The following is a 16,803-nucleotide window of genomic DNA, read 5'->3' on the forward strand; positions in this document are numbered from 1 at the left end:
TACTCCGCCGTCAAGGACGAAGCAGATCGAAGCCGGCCAGCACGACGACGCCGCTAACCACGATCAGCGATACCGAGTGCTGTCCGAAGTAGAGCAGGGCGGCGGCCGACCAGCTCGCCACGGAAAATGCCGCGACACGTTTCATGCTTCAAACCTCAAAAATTCAGAACCCCAATGCCGCGGCCAGCAACCCGCTCACCACGCCGCACGCCACCACCGCCAGCGCCACCATCGTCAGCACGCGCCGGGGGAAGGAACGCCCGAGCATCGCCATCGACGGCACGCTGATCAGCGGCAGCGTCATCAGCAGGGCGCCGGCCGGACCGGCGGCCATGCCGAAGGCAAGCATCGCCTGAATGATCGGCACTTCACCCGCGGTGGGAATGACGAACAAGGTTCCCGCGATCGACAACGCGATGATCCACAGCAGGCTGTTGTCGATGCCCGGCCCAATGTGCGGAAACAGCCATGCGCGCGCCGCGCCGAGCGCCAGCACCAGCACGATGTATTCGGGAATCAGCCGCAGCGTCATCGTGCCGAGAATTTTTACCCAGCGTGCGAACGCGGTGCCCGGCACGTCGGCGGCGACCAGTTGCGCCATGGCCTCGCGCGAGGCTTCGGCTTCCTTGGGCGTAACCATCCGGTTCACCAGATAGCCGAGGCCGAACACCATCACGATCCCCAACGCGAGCCGCAGGCCCATCCATTGCCAGCCGAGCACGAAGCCCATGAAGATCAGCGTGGCCGGATTGAGCGCGGTATTGCCGAGCCAGAACGCGATCGCCGCGCCCGGCGCGGCCTGGCGGGCGCGCAAGCCGGCGACGACCGGCGCCGCGCAGCAGGTGCACATCATGCCGGGCAGCGACATCAGGCCGCCCTTCACCACGCTGCTGAAATCGGTCCGGCCGAGCGCGCGCGCGACCCACTGCGGCGGAATCAGCGCCTGCACCGCCGAGCCGAGCAGCAGGCCGAGCACCATGGCCTGCCAGATCGCCTTGCCGTAGGCGAGCGCGTAATCGATCGCCGCTTGCCATGACGGCGCCGGCGCGCTCGCCGAGGTGCCCATCAGGATCGACTTGCCGATGGAATGCTGGCTCGCGGCGACGAAGGCGCGGTTGTAGTAGGGAAACCACTTCACATAGAAGAGTCCGACGACGGCGATCAGCAGAAACACGATCCAGCCAAGGGCGACACGGGGTTGCCTGAGGGTTGATTGCATGATGGTTTTTAAACGTTTCTTTTTGGTCAGATGACAGCGAGCGCGCGCTTGTCGAGCCGCGCCAGCAGGGTTTTCGCCTGGTCGACGACATCCGCGTCGTTGGGCCGGAAATGCAGTTGCAATGCGTGAGGCAACTGGACGAAATGCTGATGGCTGCTGCGCGCATACGCCGGATCGTAGTGCCGCTCGATCAGTTCGTTTGCGAGTTCCGCGCGCCGGTTTTCGTCGACGAGCCGTTGCCAGCCGGTGACACGTTCGCGGCTATGCAAACCGATCATTCGTTCCAGTTGCCCCTTGAGCGAAGCCGGATCGTCGAACAGATGCGCATAGTCGTGCAGCAGGAACGCCGCGCGATCCTCGCGGCTCGACTGCACCTCGACGCAGGCGCCGCGATGGAACGTTTCGAGCAGCGAAAGCGGCAGCGAGACCGAGCCGATGCGTCGGCTTTCCGCTTCCACGAACACCGGCCGCGCGGGATCGAGCGCGCGCAGCGCGCAAACCAGCAGCGTGTCGAAACGCTTTTGCGACGGCTGCGGCACGCCGGCCCAGGCGCCGAGCAGCGAGCCGCGGTGCGAAGCCAGCGCCTCGAGGTCGAGCGTCTGCGCGCCCGCCTCGCTCAAGGCCGCGAGCAGGCGCGTCTTGCCGCTGCCGGTCGGGCCCACCAGCGCGATGTAGTCGAACTGCTTCGGCAAGGAACCGAGCGTTTCGAGCGTTGCGTGCCGATAGCTTTTGTAGCCGCCTTCGAGCTGCCGCGCTTGCCAGCCGATCATATTGAAGAGCGTCGTAACCGAGCCGGAACGCTTGCCGCCGCGCCAGCAATAAATCAGCGGACGCCAGTTGCGCGGCCGGTCGGCGAAAGTCGTTTCCAGATGGTGCGCGATGTTGCGCGCGACCAGCGCCGCGCCGATGCGCGTGCCCTCGAACGGCGATACCTGCTTGTACGTCGTGCCGACCAGCACCCGCTCCTCGTTGCTGAGCACCGGAGCGTTCAGCGCGCCCGGAATGTGGTCCTCGGCAAACTCGAGGGGCGTGCGTACGTCGATGATTTCGTCGAAATCAGCGGCTTGATCGAGGCTGACGAGTAGATTTTTCAAGGGTTACGGACAAAACGGACCGGCGGGGAAGGGTGAAATTATCGCATGCGCCGCAAACGCCGGCCGCCGAGGCTCCCAGCGCCGCTTTCGAGCTTTCGGCTCTGCCTGGTGTCGTCTCTGTTGCGCCCTCGCTTGCGTCCTCGCTCGTGCCTCGCTCCGCCGAAGCGTCAGACGACTTCGACGCGTCTTTCGCCGCTCACCATCTCGCCGATCACGCGCGCCTCGCCGAAACCGTCGGCGTGGAATAGGGCGAGCACTTCGTCGACGGCCTCTGGCGCGCACGACACCAGCAGACCGCCCGAGGTTTGCGGGTCGGTGAGCAGCGTGCGCGCGGTCGACGGCAAAAAGGACGGCAGCACGACGTCCTTGCCGTAAGCGTCCCAGTTGCGCCCGGACGCGCCGGTGAAAATGCCGGCCTCCGCCAGCCCGATCACGTCCGGCAGCCACGGCAGGTCCGCATAGCGCACGCGGGCGGTGAGATTCGAGCCGCGCGCCAATTCCAGCGTGTGGCCCAGCAGGCCGAAACCGGTGATGTCGGTCAGCGCGTGCACGCCGTCCAGCCTGGCCAGTTCCGCGCCGGGGCGGTTGAGCTTGGTGGTCGCGCCGATCATCGCGGCGTAGCCGGCGGCGTCGAGGCGGTTTTTCTTCAGCGCCGCCGAGAGAATGCCGACGCCGAGCGGCTTGCCGAGAATCAGCACGTCGCCGGCCTGCGCGCCCGCATTGCGCTTCACGCGCTTCGGATCGACCACGCCGATCGCGACCAGGCCGTAAATGGGCTCCACGGAATCGATCGAATGGCCGCCCGCGAGCGGAATGCCGGCTTCGGCGCAGACGGATTCGCCGCCTTTGAGCACGGCCGCGATCACGTCGTGCGGCAGCACGTTGATCGGCATGCCGACGATCGCCAGCGCCATGATCGGTTTGCCGCCCATCGCATAGACGTCGGACAGCGCATTGGTCGCGGCGATGCGGCCGAAGTCGAACGGGTCGTCGACGATCGGCATGAAGAAGTCGGTGGTGGCGACGATCGCCTGCGCGTCGTTCAGTTTGTAGGCGGCGGCGTCGTCGGCGGTATCGTTGCCGACCAGCAAGTCGGGAAAGAACGGCAGCGGCGCGCTGCGTTTGAGCAGGTCGGCGAGCAGGCCGGGCGCGATCTTGCAGCCGCAGCCGCCGCCATGCGACAGGCTGGTGAGGCGGGGCGACGCGGTTGGGGTTTCGCTTGCGGTTTGGCTCGTGGTGGCGTGGGTGTCGGTCATCGTGGCGCGGATCTGAGGCTTCGAATGACCGCATTATGCGGGTTGTTCGGGCGCGGCGCAGCGACCGGCCGGCGCAACCCGGGCGCCAAGGCGTCGAGCCCAGCGAAGGCCACGGCCGGTCACGTCTTATGACCGGCGCTTATTTGTTGCTGCCGGCTCCCGTGCCGTACAGCCCGTTGTCGAAGCCACCGTTTCCCTTGGCTGTGTGACCTTTGCTAACGCTTTTGCCACGCGAAGTGGCCGAGCCGCCGTCCCTGGTTTGCGGCTTGTGCGACTCATGCACGGCGGAGGCCGCCGGATCGGGCGCCGAACCCATCGCGGAGGCGCGATTTTCCTGTTGCTCCGAGCCGCTGCCCTGGGTGGTCTGCGCGAAGCCGCATGGGCTCGCAACCAGTACCCCGCTGCCGAAAGCGAGCGAGACGATGAATCTGGATGGACGCGAATGGGCAAGAAGTCGGGGAGTCATAAGTCAGCCTAATGATCAGGGAGTGAGCGGGATTCACGCAGAACAAATGCAGCAGGAACGATGCCCGCTTCCCGCTCACCGGCTGCGGTGTTTCATATTTGCCCGCGCGGGCGAGGAGGTACAGTCTCGCTGCAGGACTTGATACTGACCTCTATAATCAATATCAGTACCCCACAAGAGCCGAGGCCATTAAATGCCGCATATGTCCCGGCGACAATTTCTGAAGGTCTCCGCCACCACGCTTGCCGGATCGAGTCTCGCCCTCATGGGCTTCTCCCCGGCTCCCGCGCTAGCGGAAGTCCGTCAGTACAAGTTGTCGCGTACCACTGAAACCCGCAATACCTGCCCGTACTGCTCCGTAGGCTGCGGCATCCTGATGTACGGACTCGGCGACAACGCCAAGAACGCCAAGTCCAGCATCATCCACATCGAAGGCGATCCCGATCATCCAGTGAATCGCGGCACGTTGTGCCCGAAGGGCGCGAGCCTGATCGACTTCATTCATAGCCCGAGCCGTCTGAAGCATCCCGAGCATCGCGCGGCCGGATCGAATGAATGGACGCGGATTTCCTGGGAAGATGCGCTCGACCGCATCGCCAAGCTGATGAAGGAAGACCGCGACGCCAATTTCGTCGAGGCCACGCCGGACGGCAAGAAGGTCAACCGCTGGCTGACCACGGGCATGCTGGCGGCCTCGGCCGGCAGCAACGAAGTGGGTTATCTGACGCACAAGACTGTCCGCAGTCTTGGCATGCTCGCGTTCGACAATCAGGCGCGTGTCTGACATGGCCCGACGGTGGCAGGTCTTGCCCCGACGTTTGGCCGTGGAGCGATGACGAACCATTGGGTCGACATCAAGAACGCGGATGTGATTCTCGTGATGGGCGGCAATGCGGCCGAGGCGCACCCGTGCGGCTTCAAATGGGTCACGGAAGCCAAGGCGCATCGCAAGGCAAGGTTGATCGTGGTCGATCCGCGCTTCACGCGCACGGCCTCGGTCGCGGACTATTACGCGCAGATTCGAACCGGCTCGGACATCGTGTTCCTCGGCGGGGTGATCAACTATTTGCTCACCAACGACAAGATCCAGCACGAATATGTGAAGAATTACACGGACATGCCGTTCATCGTCCGTGAGGATTTTTCATTTACCGACGGTCTGTATTCCGGTTACAACGCCGACAAGCGCAGCTACGACAAGAGCACGTGGGACTACGAACGCGGCGACGACGGTTTCGCGAAAGTGGACCCGACGCTGCAGGACCCGCGCTGCGTCTATCAGCTGATGAAGCAGCACTACTCGCGCTACACGCCCGAGCAGGTCGAGAAGATTTGCGGCACGCCGAAAGAGAAATTCCTCAAGGTGTGCGAGATGCTCGCGTCGACGGCGGTGCCGGGGCGCGCCGGCACGATCCTGTACGCGCTCGGCTGGACCCATCACTCGGTCGGCTCGCAAATGATCCGCACCGGCGCGATGGTGCAACTGCTGCTGGGCAACATCGGCGTTGCCGGCGGCGGCATGAACGCGTTGCGCGGCCACTCGAACATTCAGGGCTTGACGGACCTCGGCCTGATGTCGAATCTGCTGCCCGGCTACATGACGCTGCCCATGGAGGCCGAACAGGACTACGAGGCGTACATCACGAAGCGCGCCACCCAGCCGCTGCGGCCCAATCAGCTCAGCTACTGGCGCAATTACCGCGCTTTCCACGTCAGCTTCATGAAGTCGTGGTGGGGCGATAACGCGAACGCCGGGAACAACTTCGGCTTCGACTATCTGCCGAAGCTCGACAAGCCGTACGACATGCTGCAGGTCTTCGAACTGATGAATCAGGGCAAGATGACCGGCTACATCGCGCAGGGCTTCAACCCGCTTGCCGCGGCGCCGAACAAGGCGAAGATCGGCGCGAGTCTCGCCAAGCTGAAGTGGCTCGTCATCATGGACCCGCTCGCCACCGAGACCTCCGAGTTCTGGAAAAACCACGGCGAATTCAACGACGTCGATGCGTCGGCGATCCAGACCGAGGTGTTCCGTCTGCCGACCACCTGTTTCGCGGAAGAACGCGGCTCGCTGGTCAGTTCGAGCCGGGTCCTGCAGTGGCACTGGCAGGGCGCGAACGGCCCCGGTGAAGCGAAGAGCGATCTCGAGATCATGTCGGGGCTGTGGCTGCGCATCCGCAAGGCCTACAAGGAGAACGGCGGCAAGTATCCCGATCCGATTCTCAACATGAGCTGGCCGTACGCCGACCCGGAAAGCCCCACGCCTGAAGAACTCGCGATGGAGTTCAACGGAAAGGCGCTCGCCGACGTCACCGATCCCACCGACAAAACCAAGGTGCTCGCGAAGAAGGGCGAGCAACTGGCCAGCTTCGCGCAACTGCGCGACGACGGCAGCACCGCGAGCGGTTGCTGGATTTTCTGCGGCTCGTGGACCCAGGCCGGCAACCAGATGGGCCGCCGCGACAACGCCGACCCGACCGGCATCGGCAATACGCTGAACTGGGCGTGGGCGTGGCCCGCGAACCGGCGGATCCTGTACAACCGTGCTTCATGCGACGTCAGCGGCAAGCCGTTCGATCCCACGCGCAAGCTGATAGCGTGGAACGGGAAAACGTGGAGCGGCGCGGACATTCCCGACTTCAAGGCGGACGAACCGCCCGAAAACGGCATGAATCCGTTCATCATGAATCCGGAGGGCGTCGCGCGCTTCTTCTCGCGCGACGGTCTGGTGGAAGGACCGTTCCCCGAGCATTACGAACCGTTTGAAACGCCGATCGGCTACAACCCGCTGCATCCGAACAACAAGGCGGTCGTCAGCAATCCGGCGGCGCGCGTGTTCCCGGACGACCGCGCCGCGTTCGGCACGCACGACAAGTTTCCGCATACGGCGACCACCTATCGTCTGACCGAACACTTCCACTACTGGACCAAGCACGCGCGCCTGAACGCGATCGTGCAGCCGCAACAGTTCGTGGAGATCGGCGAGGATCTGGCGAAGGAAGTGGGCGTGGTCGCGGGCGATCGCGTCAAGGTGTCGTCCAATCGTGGTCATATCGTTGCGGTGGCGCTCGTCACCAAGCGGATCAAACCGCTGATGATCGAGGGGAAAAAGGTGCAGACAGTCGGGTTGCCGTTGCATTGGGGCTTCAAGGGGCTCACGAAGCCGGGTTATCTCATCAATACGCTGACGCCTTCCGTGGGCGACGGGAATTCGCAAACACCGGAATTCAAGTCGTTCCTCGTCAAGGTCGAAAAGGCATAAGGAGCTGAGATGGCACTGCAATCACTCGATATCAAACGCCTCTCCGCCACCACGCTGCCGGAGCCGCAGATTCGCGAGCCGGCCACGGGAACGGTCGCCAAGCTCATCGACGTCTCCAAGTGCATCGGCTGCAAGGCGTGTCAGACGGCCTGCATGGAATGGAACGATTTGCGCGACGAGGTCGGCGACACCACCGGCGTCTACGACAACCCGCGCGATCTGACCGAGCATTCATGGACCGTCATGCGCTTCTCGGAGTACGAGAACACCGAAGGCGATCTCGAATGGCTGATCCGCAAGGACGGCTGCATGCACTGCGAGGACCCCGGCTGCCTGAAGGCCTGCCCGGCGCCGGGCGCGATCGTGCAGTACACGAACGGCATCGTGGATTTTCACGAGGAAAACTGCATCGGCTGCGGCTATTGCGTGACCGGTTGCCCGTTCAACGTGCCGCGCATTTCGAAGAAGGACAACCGCGCGTACAAGTGCACGCTGTGCTCGGACCGTGTGGCCGTCGGTCAGGAACCCGCTTGCGTCAAGACCTGCCCGACCGGCGCGATCATGTTCGGCACCAAGGAGGACATGAAGCAGCAGGCGGCGGAGCGGATCGTGGATCTGAAGGAGCGCGGTTTTCAGAACGCCGGCTTGTACGATCCCGCCGGCGTGGGCGGCACGCATGTGATGTACGTGCTGCATCACGCCGACAAGGCCAATCTGTACCACGGCTTGCCGCAGGATCCGAAGATCAGCGCGATGGTTTCTCTGTGGAAGGGCCTCTCGAAGCCGCTGGCGCTGGCCGGTATCGCGTTCGCGGCGGTGGCGGGTTTCTTCCATTACACACGCGTTGGTCCCAACGAGGTGACGGAGGCGGAAGAACTCGAAGCCCAGCGTGAAGTCGACGAAGTACGCCGTTCGCGGGAGGCATCCGATGAAACACCCTGAACACACCACGCTGAGAGACGTGAAGGGCAACGGCCTGATCGTGCGCTACACGCCGAACGAGCGCACGAATCACTGGATCACCGCCATTACGTTCGTCCTGCTGGCGCTCTCCGGTCTCGCCATGTTTCATCCCGCCATGGCGTGGCTCTATGCGCTTTTAGGCGGCGGGCAGTGGACGCGGATTCTGCATCCGTTCATCGGCTGCGTGATGTTCGTCTCGTTCCTGATTCTTGCGTTGCGCTTCTGGCATCACAATTATCTCGACAAGGCCGACATGCAGTGGATGAGGCAGTTCGACGACGTGCTCAACAATCGCGAGGACAAACTGCCGCCGATCGGAAAGTACAACGCCGGTCAAAAGCTGCTATTTTTCACGATGGTGATTTGCCTCGTGCTGTTGCTGCTCAGCGGCATCGTGATCTGGCGGCGTTATTTCTCGTTCTATTTCCCGATCGAGATCATCCGGCTTGCGGCGGTCGTGCATGCGGTAACGGCGTTCGTGCTGATCGTCGGCATCATCGTGCATATCTATGCGGCGCTGTGGGTCAAGGGATCGATCGGCGCGATGACGCGCGGCACGGTGACTTACGGTTGGGCGAGAAAGCATCATCCGAACTGGTTCAAGGAAACCATCGGCAAGTGAGAGGCAAATAAGAAGCAAACAAGCGGTACGGCTTTTAGCGCACCGCACCCGAGCCGCCGCTCTTGTTCATGGAACCGCGGCGGCTCTTCAGTTTTAGCGCATTGGCAGCGCAATTGTCAGAGGTCGATACCTTGGTTCAACGCATTCTTGAAGCCGGCGATATCGAGTCGCTCGATCACTCGGCGATTCCCCGCATCCGCACGCCTGAACGGCTCGCGGTGTTCGCGCCGCGCGCCGCGCGGCTGCGTCAGTTGGCGGCGCTCGACAATCCGATCGCCGGCTATTTGCGCCTGATGGCCGTGCTGGCCGACGCGCAGCAAGCGGTGATGGCGGGCTTCAAGGCGAAGCCGCCCAGCCCCGAACTGATCGCGAGCGCGCAACAGCATTCCATGCCGCTGATTCCCGCGCTGTCGGGCGCGCGCGATCCGGCGTGGCGCGATGTCTTGCGCCAGTTGCTCGACAAGGTCGAAGCCGCGGGGCCGCTCACGCCGCCGCTCGAAGCGCTCATCGGCCGGTTGCGCACGCTCGGCACCGCCGCGCTCGAATCGCAGGCCGACGCGATCTTCGCGCAGCGCTTCGGCGAGGTGGACCCGGCGAGCGCGCCGTTCATCGTGGCCGCGCTGCAAGTGGTGTGGACCGACCTCGCCGCCGATATCGACAAGCGCGAGGTGCCGTACCTCGAAACGCTCGGGCTATGCCCCGTATGCGGCTCTCACCCGGTGGCGAGCACGGTGCGCGTGGGCGGTGTGTACGACAATTACCGCTACCTGCAATGCGGCTTGTGCGCGACCGAGTGGCACATGGTGCGCTCGAAATGCTCGAACTGCGATTCGACCAAGGGCATCGCCTATCACGCGGTCGGCTCGCCGGACGTCGACGACGCCACGCGGGAAGCCGAATCGCGGAACGCGGCGTTAAAGGCGGAGTCGTGCGACGAATGCCATACTTATCGGAAGATCGGCATTCAGTCGAAAGACTACGATTTCGATCCGTTCGCGGACGATCTCGCCAGCCTCACGCTGGACCTGCTGATGGGGGCGGAGGGATACCGGCGTGCGTCGCCGCATCCGTGGCTGTGGCCGGAGCAGGCCGACGCCTCGGCTGAGCCTTCCGGCGAATCCGCTTAAAAGCGACTGAAACGACTGGAAGGGATTGCCTCGTGAGCGATGTAAGCGGCTCTGAATTGCGGGCGCTGATGGCGCGCGTGCCGTCGGTGGAAAAGGTCATGGCGTCGGCGGAATTCGCCGCGCTCCTGAACGAATTCGGCCGCACCCAGGTGTTGACCGCGCTGCGCGAGGCGCTCGATCAGTGGCGCGTGAGCGCGCAATCGGGCAGCGCGTCCGTGAGCGCGCTCGACGCCGCGCAACTTCAGGCATCGGTGGAAGCCACGCTGCGCCGGCGCAACCAGTCCCGCTTGCACAGCGTCTTCAATCTGACCGGCACGGTGCTGCATACGAATCTCGGCCGCGCGTTGTTGCCGGACGAAGCGGTGCAAGCCGTTGTAAAGGCGCTCACGCAGCCCGCCAACCTCGAATTCGATCTCGGCACGGGCAAGCGCGGCGACCGCGACGATCTGATCGACGAACTGATCTGCGAACTGACCGGCGCGGAAGCAGCCACGGTGGTCAATAACAATGCCGCCGCGGTGCTGCTCACGCTGTCCGCGCTGGCTGCGAGGAAAGACGTCATCGTGTCGCGCGGCGAACTGGTCGAAATCGGCGGCGCGTTTCGCATTCCCGACATCATGAGCCGCGCGGGCGCGAAGCTGCGCGAGGTCGGCACCACGAATCGCACGCATCTGAAAGACTATGCCGAAGCCATCGGCTCGCAAACCGCGTTGCTGATGAAAGTGCACACGAGCAACTACGCGATCCACGGATTCACCAAGGAGGTCGGTGTCGGCGCCATCGCGCCGCTCGCGCATTCGCATGGCCTGCCGGTTGCCGTCGATCTCGGCAGCGGCACGCTGGTCGATCTGAGCCAGTGGGGTCTGCCGCACGAGGCGACGGTGCGTGAGACCGTGGAAGCCGGCGCCGATCTCGTCACGTTCAGCGGCGACAAGTTGCTTGGCGGTCCGCAGGCCGGATTGATCGTCGGCCGGCGCGATCTGATCGCCAGAATCAAGAAGCATCCGCTCAAGCGCGCGCTGCGCGTCGGCAAGCTGACGCTCGCGGCGCTCGAACCCGTGTTGCAGCTTTACCGCGCGCCGGAAAAACTGGTCGAGCGGCTGACCACGCTGCGCTTGCTCACGCGTCCCGCCGACGAAATCCGCTTGGCCGCCGAGCGCGTGCAGCCTTTCTTGCAGCGCGCGATCGGCGAACGCTACGCCGTGGCGACGGAGCCGATGTTCAGCCAGATCGGCAGCGGCGCGTTGCCCGTGGATGTGTTGCCGAGCTACGGCCTCGTGATCAGAACGGCTGACGGCAAGCGCGGCGGCCGTCAGTTGATCGCGCTCGAAAAGCTGTTGCGCGAGATGGCGCGGCCGGTGATCGGCCGTATCGCGGACGATGCGTTGCGGCTCGACCTGCGTTGTCTCGAAGCCGCCGACGAAGCACAGTTGGTCGAGCAACTGAAGGGCACGCACGCATGATCGTCGGCACGGCGGGGCACATCGATCACGGCAAGACAAGTCTCGTGAGAGCGCTGTCGGGCGTCGATACCGATCGTCTCAAGGAAGAAAAGGCGCGCGGCATTTCGATCGAGTTGGGCTACGCATACGTACCGCTCGAGAACGGCGACGTGCTCGGCATGATCGACGTGCCGGGACACGAAAAGCTGGTCCACACCATGACGGCGGGCGCGAGCGGCATCGATTTCGCGCTGCTCGTGATCGCCGCCGACGACGGCGTGATGCCGCAAACGCGCGAGCATCTGGCGATTGTGGAACTGCTCGGCATCGAGCGGGGCGCCGTCGCGTTGACGAAGATAGACCGTGTGGATGCGCAACGTCTGCGGGAAGCGCGCGCCGAGGTGGCGGCGTTTCTGAGCGGCGGCGTATTGCAGGACGCACCCGTGTTCGATACCTGCGCGACCTGTGCCGACGATCCCGGCGTGGCCGCATTGAAAGCGCATCTGCATGCAGCGGCGGCAGCGTGGCGTATGAAGCGCGACGACGGCCTGTTCCGTCTTGCGGTCGACCGGGTTTTCACGCTGGCGGGGCAAGGCACGATCGTGACGGGAACGGTGGTGTCCGGCAGGGTGGATGTCGGCGATACGATGCTGCTCGCGCCGAAGAATCAACCTGTGCGCGTGCGCGGCATTCATGCGCAGAACCGGCCCGCTACGCGCGGACGCGCAGGGGAGCGCTGCGCGCTGAATCTCGCGGGCATCGAGAAAAGCGCGATCGATCGCGGCGACTGGGTCGTCGATCCGCGCTTGTCGCAAGCGTCGGAACGTCTCGACGTCATGCTGACGCTGCTCGCCGATGCACCGCTCACGCTGGAACATTGGGCGCCGCTGCACGTGCATCTCGGCACCCAGCATCAGGTTGCGCATGTCGCGCTGCTCGACGGCGACACGCTAGCAGCCGGTCAGCGCGCGCGCGTGCAACTGGTGTTCGAGCGGCCGGTGTGCGCGCTTCCCGGCGACCGTTTTGTCGTGCGTAACGCGCAGGCGAATCGCACGGTCGGCGGCGGACACGTGCTCGATCCGTTTGCGCCTTCCCGCAAGCGTCGCTCGGCGGAGCGGCTGGCATGGCTGGACGCGATTCAAGGCATGCTCGACACGGGTACGCTGGATGCGCTGCTCGCGAGGGCGCCGCATGGATTGTCGCGCTCGTTGCTGGAACGGCTGACCGGCATGCCGGCGGCCGCGCTTGAATTGCCGCCGGATACGCACGCGGTGGAATTGCCCGGCCATGACGCCTTGCTGGTCGCCGATGCGGCGTGGCGGGCGTTGGCGTCGCGGCTGATTGCCACGCTCGCGCAGTACCACGAGCGCTCGCCGGATGAACTGGGCCCGGACGTGTCGCGTCTGCGGCGCATCGCTGCGCCGCTCGCGAGCGACGCGTTGTGGCGCGCGCTGGTGGACGACGCGGCGGCGCGCGGCGAGGTCGTGAAGCAGGGGCCGTGGCTGCATCTGCCGGATCACGCGGTGACGCTCGACGACGCCGATCGCGCGCTCGCGGCGGCGGTGCTGCCGGCGGTGAAAGCAGGGCGCTTCGATCCGCCGTGGGTGCGCGATCTGGCGAGCGCACATGGGGTCACGGAGGACCGCATGCGTCAGTTGATGCGCAAGCTTGCGCGGCAGGGCGAGCTTTTTCAGGTCGTGCGCGATCTCTTTTATCACGCTGACGTGATTCGTGAACTGGCTTCGATCGCGGCGGACGAAGCGCGGAAAAACGCGGGTACGGTTGCCGCCGGGCCTTTTCGCGACGTGACCGGTCTTGGCCGGAAACGTGCGATCCAACTACTGGAGTTCTTCGACCGCGTTGGGTATACGCGCTTTCACCGTGGGCTGCATTTGATGCGCACCGATAGCCGTTGGCTGGTTGGCTGAACGCCTGTCCGTGAGACGGTCAGGTGGTGCGCGCGAGCGAGCACGGAGTGGTTCGAAGCGAATATAATTTGCGCGGCTGTGACGATGCCAGTCGGCGTCGATGTCGCTGCTAGTAGCCAGGCATTGTCATGGCAGTTCAATCACCGTAGGAAGGCATTCGTATCCGGTGGTGCGGCTGGGCTTCAAACCCAGTTGAGGGCGTCAGCCGCTCTCAGGTCGGTTCGACTCCGGCTGCCTTCCGCCAGTCAAATTTCCCGGGCATTTCCACACTTTCCCGGAAGCGCCACATCGTCGCAATATGTCGGCTATGCGCCATTGGCGTGCTACGGCGGCCGTCCGCGGTTGCGCGGAAAATGGAAGCGGTCCGGGCAACCGGGCCGGCCGCGCGCGCAGTTGCTCAGAACCCCACACCTACGCCGACGCCTACCCCACCGCCGAGGCTGCCGCCTCCCACGCCCACGCCTATGCTGGGGCCCGGCGGGTAGTAGCCAGGCCCATACGCAGGATCGCTGTAACCGTACGGCGGGGCAGCAACACATCCCGAGACGGCCGCCACCATCGCCAGGATGCCGAAAAGTCTGAGCATGATCATCTCCCTTGCACGAACTGCGCAGCAAGAGATGATCCCGTTTACGGCGGGGTTAACTAGAACCCCCGGCAATACCTCGCAAGCGCCGTCAGCAGGGTGCGCTCGTCAAGGTCGTGACAACGACCTGGGGCACGCTCCGGCCATGAACGGTCGTTTGGCAGTGTGAGCCAAATCGTCGATGGCCCGCGGCGCTCGCCGCTCGCCATATCCTGTCGGCAAGCGGTTCAACCCGATGCGCCGGGCGCAGAACATCCCGCGCCCGGGTGCGTGACGGGAGTACGAGGTTCAGCTCCCTTGCAACCGGATGTCACGCGACGACGCTCCGACATACACCGTCCCGCCAGGCACATATCGCCAGCCATTGCGCGACGTGTCCCACACGCTCTGCATCCGCGGCGTGACCGTGATGCGAACGTGGCGTGCCTCGCCGGGATTCAGGCCGATCTTCTCCCAGCCGACCAGACGTCGCGGCGGCTCGTCGCGGTAGGGCACGCCGAGATACACCTGCGGCACTTCCGCGCCCGCCATACGGCCATCGTTGCGCACCGTAAACGACACGTCGATCGCGCCGTCAGGGCGATGTTTGACCGAAAGCCCCGAATACGAGAAATGCGTGTACGACAGCCCGTATCCGAACTCGAACATCGGCGTGATGTTTTTCGCGTCGTACCAGCGGTAGCCCATGTTCAGCTTCTCTGCGTAGACGGGATCCGGCTCGAACGCGCCGCTTTGCCCCCACGTCGGCGTATCCTGATCACGCACCGGGAAGGTGACGGGCAGCTTGCCGGAAGGATTGACCTTGCCGAACAGCACGTTCGCGATCGCATTGCCGCCGCCTTCACCCGGATACCAGGCCTCCACGATTGCCGCCACGCGATGCTTCCACGGCATCAGCACCGGGTTACCGCTTTCCACGACGACGATCGTGCGGGGATTGGCGTGCGCGACCGCGTCGACGAGTGCATCCTGGTTCGACGGATTCGCAAGGCTCAGGCTTTGCAAATCGCCAAAATCTTCACCCGCCGGCTGCGCGACGACGACAATTGCGACATCCGAGCGGGCTGCGAGCGCCGCCGCCTGATCGATCTCCTGTTGCGTGTACGCGCGAAACGGCGTCTGCTGATCGCTGTTGCCGGCAAAGCTCACCTGCGCCGACGGCGCGAGCGCGCGAATCGCTGCAACAATGGGCGTGTTCAGCTTCAGCCACGGATTGGTCCACCAACTGCACCCGGTCGATGTGCCGAACGTCAAGCCGCCGCAACCCGCGAATGCCCCGGTGACCGGATCACGTGTATTGCCTGACCCGCCGCCGGTCAGCACGGCTGCATCAGCGTGTCCCCCAATCACCGCGATCCGTGAGAGCGAGGCTGCGGAGAGCGGCAACTGGTTGTTGTCGTTCTTGAGCAGCACCATCGACTGCTCAGCAACCGCCTGCACGAATGCATTCGCGCCAGCGAAGTCGATGGCGGCGCCCCCCTTTGGAGGATCGTCCATCACGCCCGTGCGGATCATCACGTACAGCTTGCGTCGCACCATGTCATCGAGTCGCGCGGTCGAAACCGAGCCGTTCGCAATCGCCTGCCGAACCGCGTCCGGCGTCAGATAAACGGTCGAGCCGACATCCTCTTCCTCGTCGAGACCGGCGTTGATCGCTTTCGCCGTGCTGTGCGTCGCCCCCCAATCCGATTGCACCTGCCCTTCAAAGCGCCATTCGTTCTTGAGCACGTCGTTGAGCAGATGCGCGTTCTCGCACGCATAGTCGCCATTGAGCCGGTTGTAGCTGCACATCACGCTGCCCGGCTGTGCGCGCCTTGCGGCGATTTCAAACGGCAACAGATACAGCTCGCGCAGTGTGCGCTCGTCGATCTGGCTGTTGCCGCCCCCCCGGTTATGTTCCTGCTCGTTGCCGGCGTAGTGCTTGATCGTGGCGATGACCTTCTGGCGCTGCGTGCCGTCGGTGCGCTCGGCGAGCATCTCCCCGGCGAGCAGCGGATCTTCGCCGAGATACTCGAACAGCCGGCCGCCGCGCGGCTCGCGCGCGAGATTGGTTCCGCCACCGAGTCCCATCCCGAAGCCCTGGGCGCGCAGTTGTATCGCCACCTGTTTGCCGAAATCGGAAGACAGGCGGCGATCCCAGCTTGCCGCAAGCGCGATCGTTGCCGGGAAGGTCGTGCTGGCCTGCGATGTGCTGCCGGAGCCTGTCGCGGAGTCGACCATGTTCAGATCAGGAATGCCGAGACGCGGTACGCCCTGAATGTAGCCCGCGCCACCTCCCGGCACGGCCGACATTGCGTATTTCGAATGAATGAACTGGAGCTTTTCGTCGAGCGTCATCCTGCTGACGAGGGTATCGGCGCGCCGATGCGCGGCCGCCGATCCGAACGCGTTCATCGCAATTGAAGTGGGTAGGAAATCGAGTGGAAAGTCGGGTACATCCGCACGCGCAGCGGCGCACACGGCCGCCGCTAAAGCGGCCGCCAGCCATAGTTTCTTCTGCATATCTGTCTCTCCGGGGATTCTGCTTTTGTTGGAATGCGGAAGCGGAGCGAGTCCGGCAGGTTCACGCCGGACACGAAGGCTGGCGACGCAGGGTAGCTGCGCAAACGTTTGCCTGCCCGGACGGAATCGGGACCATCGGATGGACTGTAGCGACTCTCCGTACTCAACAATTTAAGAATGTAGTCTGACTACAGCATCAGTACTTTTACCGATACGACGCGTTTTTATGCCGAATGAAGGCTATCCGTTAAAACGATTGGCGATTAAACGCAATGAATGCGCAAGCTCCAATGCATTGAGCACGACGAGTGCTGATTATCCTGTTGGCATTGTTTG

Annotated in this window: 12 protein-coding genes and 1 tRNA gene; 7 read left to right on the forward strand and 6 right to left on the reverse strand. The window is 64.1% G+C overall.

Annotated features, from left to right (window positions below):
- Positions 1-10 precede the first annotated feature (10 nt).
- The 5 genes from ACTJLC_RS27170 to ACTJLC_RS27190 form a co-directional block, all read right to left on the reverse strand.
- On the reverse strand, positions 11-145 hold the full coding sequence (locus tag ACTJLC_RS27170) for a hypothetical protein (RefSeq protein ID WP_268802003.1): 135 nt from the start codon (positions 143-145) through the stop codon (positions 11-13).
- 18 nt (positions 146-163) lie between these two features.
- Positions 164-1,219 (reverse strand): permease, encoded by a 1,056-nt coding sequence (locus tag ACTJLC_RS27175; protein WP_083081626.1) that lies wholly within the window; start codon positions 1,217-1,219, stop codon positions 164-166.
- Positions 1,220-1,245: 26 nt separating this feature from the next.
- Positions 1,246-2,313 carry a tRNA 2-selenouridine(34) synthase MnmH gene (mnmH, locus tag ACTJLC_RS27180; protein ID WP_083081624.1) on the reverse strand — a complete coding sequence of 356 codons (1,068 nt, stop codon included), beginning with the start codon at positions 2,311-2,313 and terminating at the stop codon, positions 1,246-1,248.
- Positions 2,314-2,480: 167 nt separating this feature from the next.
- Complete coding sequence (gene selD, locus ACTJLC_RS27185) at positions 2,481-3,569, reverse strand: selenide, water dikinase SelD (RefSeq protein ID WP_440845780.1); 1,089 nt, start codon at positions 3,567-3,569, stop codon at positions 2,481-2,483.
- Between the two features lie 139 nt (positions 3,570-3,708).
- Positions 3,709-4,035: a beta-xylosidase gene (locus tag ACTJLC_RS27190; protein WP_083081620.1), complete on the reverse strand. Its 327-nt coding sequence runs from the start codon at positions 4,033-4,035 to the stop codon at positions 3,709-3,711.
- 193 nt (positions 4,036-4,228) lie between these two features.
- On the opposite strand from ACTJLC_RS27190, the gene fdnG reads away from it, so the two are divergent.
- The 7 genes from fdnG to ACTJLC_RS27225 all read left to right on the forward strand — a co-directional run bounded on the left by fdnG (position 4,229) and on the right by ACTJLC_RS27225 (position 13,623).
- The gene (fdnG, locus tag ACTJLC_RS27195) at positions 4,229-7,297 is read left to right on the forward strand and encodes a formate dehydrogenase-N subunit alpha (protein ID WP_083081618.1); all 3,069 of its coding nucleotides are present in this window, start codon (positions 4,229-4,231) and stop codon (positions 7,295-7,297) included.
- A 9-nt stretch (positions 7,298-7,306) separates the two neighbouring features.
- Positions 7,307-8,239: a formate dehydrogenase subunit beta gene (gene fdxH / locus ACTJLC_RS27200; RefSeq protein WP_083081616.1), complete on the forward strand. Its 933-nt coding sequence runs from the start codon at positions 7,307-7,309 to the stop codon at positions 8,237-8,239.
- Positions 8,226-8,882, forward strand: a complete 657-nt coding sequence (locus tag ACTJLC_RS27205) for a formate dehydrogenase subunit gamma (protein WP_073430666.1) — start codon at positions 8,226-8,228, stop codon at positions 8,880-8,882. Before fdxH ends, ACTJLC_RS27205 begins: the two co-directional genes overlap by 14 nt.
- A 131-nt stretch (positions 8,883-9,013) precedes the next feature.
- Complete coding sequence (gene fdhE, locus ACTJLC_RS27210; RefSeq protein WP_310127446.1) at positions 9,014-10,009, forward strand: formate dehydrogenase accessory protein FdhE; 996 nt, start codon at positions 9,014-9,016, stop codon at positions 10,007-10,009.
- Positions 10,010-10,041: 32 nt separating this feature from the next.
- Positions 10,042-11,472, forward strand: a complete 1,431-nt coding sequence (gene selA, locus ACTJLC_RS27215; protein ID WP_436264347.1) for an L-seryl-tRNA(Sec) selenium transferase — start codon at positions 10,042-10,044, stop codon at positions 11,470-11,472.
- A complete protein-coding gene (gene selB, locus ACTJLC_RS27220; RefSeq protein ID WP_310127450.1) occupies positions 11,469-13,379 on the forward strand; it encodes a selenocysteine-specific translation elongation factor in 1,911 nt (636 codons plus the stop codon). Before selA ends, selB begins: the two co-directional genes overlap by 4 nt.
- Positions 13,380-13,527: 148 nt before the next feature.
- Positions 13,528-13,623: transfer RNA gene (locus ACTJLC_RS27225), tRNA-Sec, on the forward strand.
- Positions 13,624-14,253: 630 nt separating this feature from the next.
- On the opposite strand, the gene ACTJLC_RS27230 is transcribed toward ACTJLC_RS27225, so the two are convergent.
- Complete coding sequence (locus ACTJLC_RS27230; RefSeq protein WP_436264346.1) at positions 14,254-16,467, reverse strand: beta-glucosidase family protein; 2,214 nt, start codon at positions 16,465-16,467, stop codon at positions 14,254-14,256.
- Positions 16,468-16,803: the final 336 nt, after the last annotated feature.

The organism is Paraburkholderia sp. 22099 (genome assembly GCF_052045835.1).
GTDB lineage: Bacteria > Pseudomonadota > Gammaproteobacteria > Burkholderiales > Burkholderiaceae > Paraburkholderia > Paraburkholderia terricola.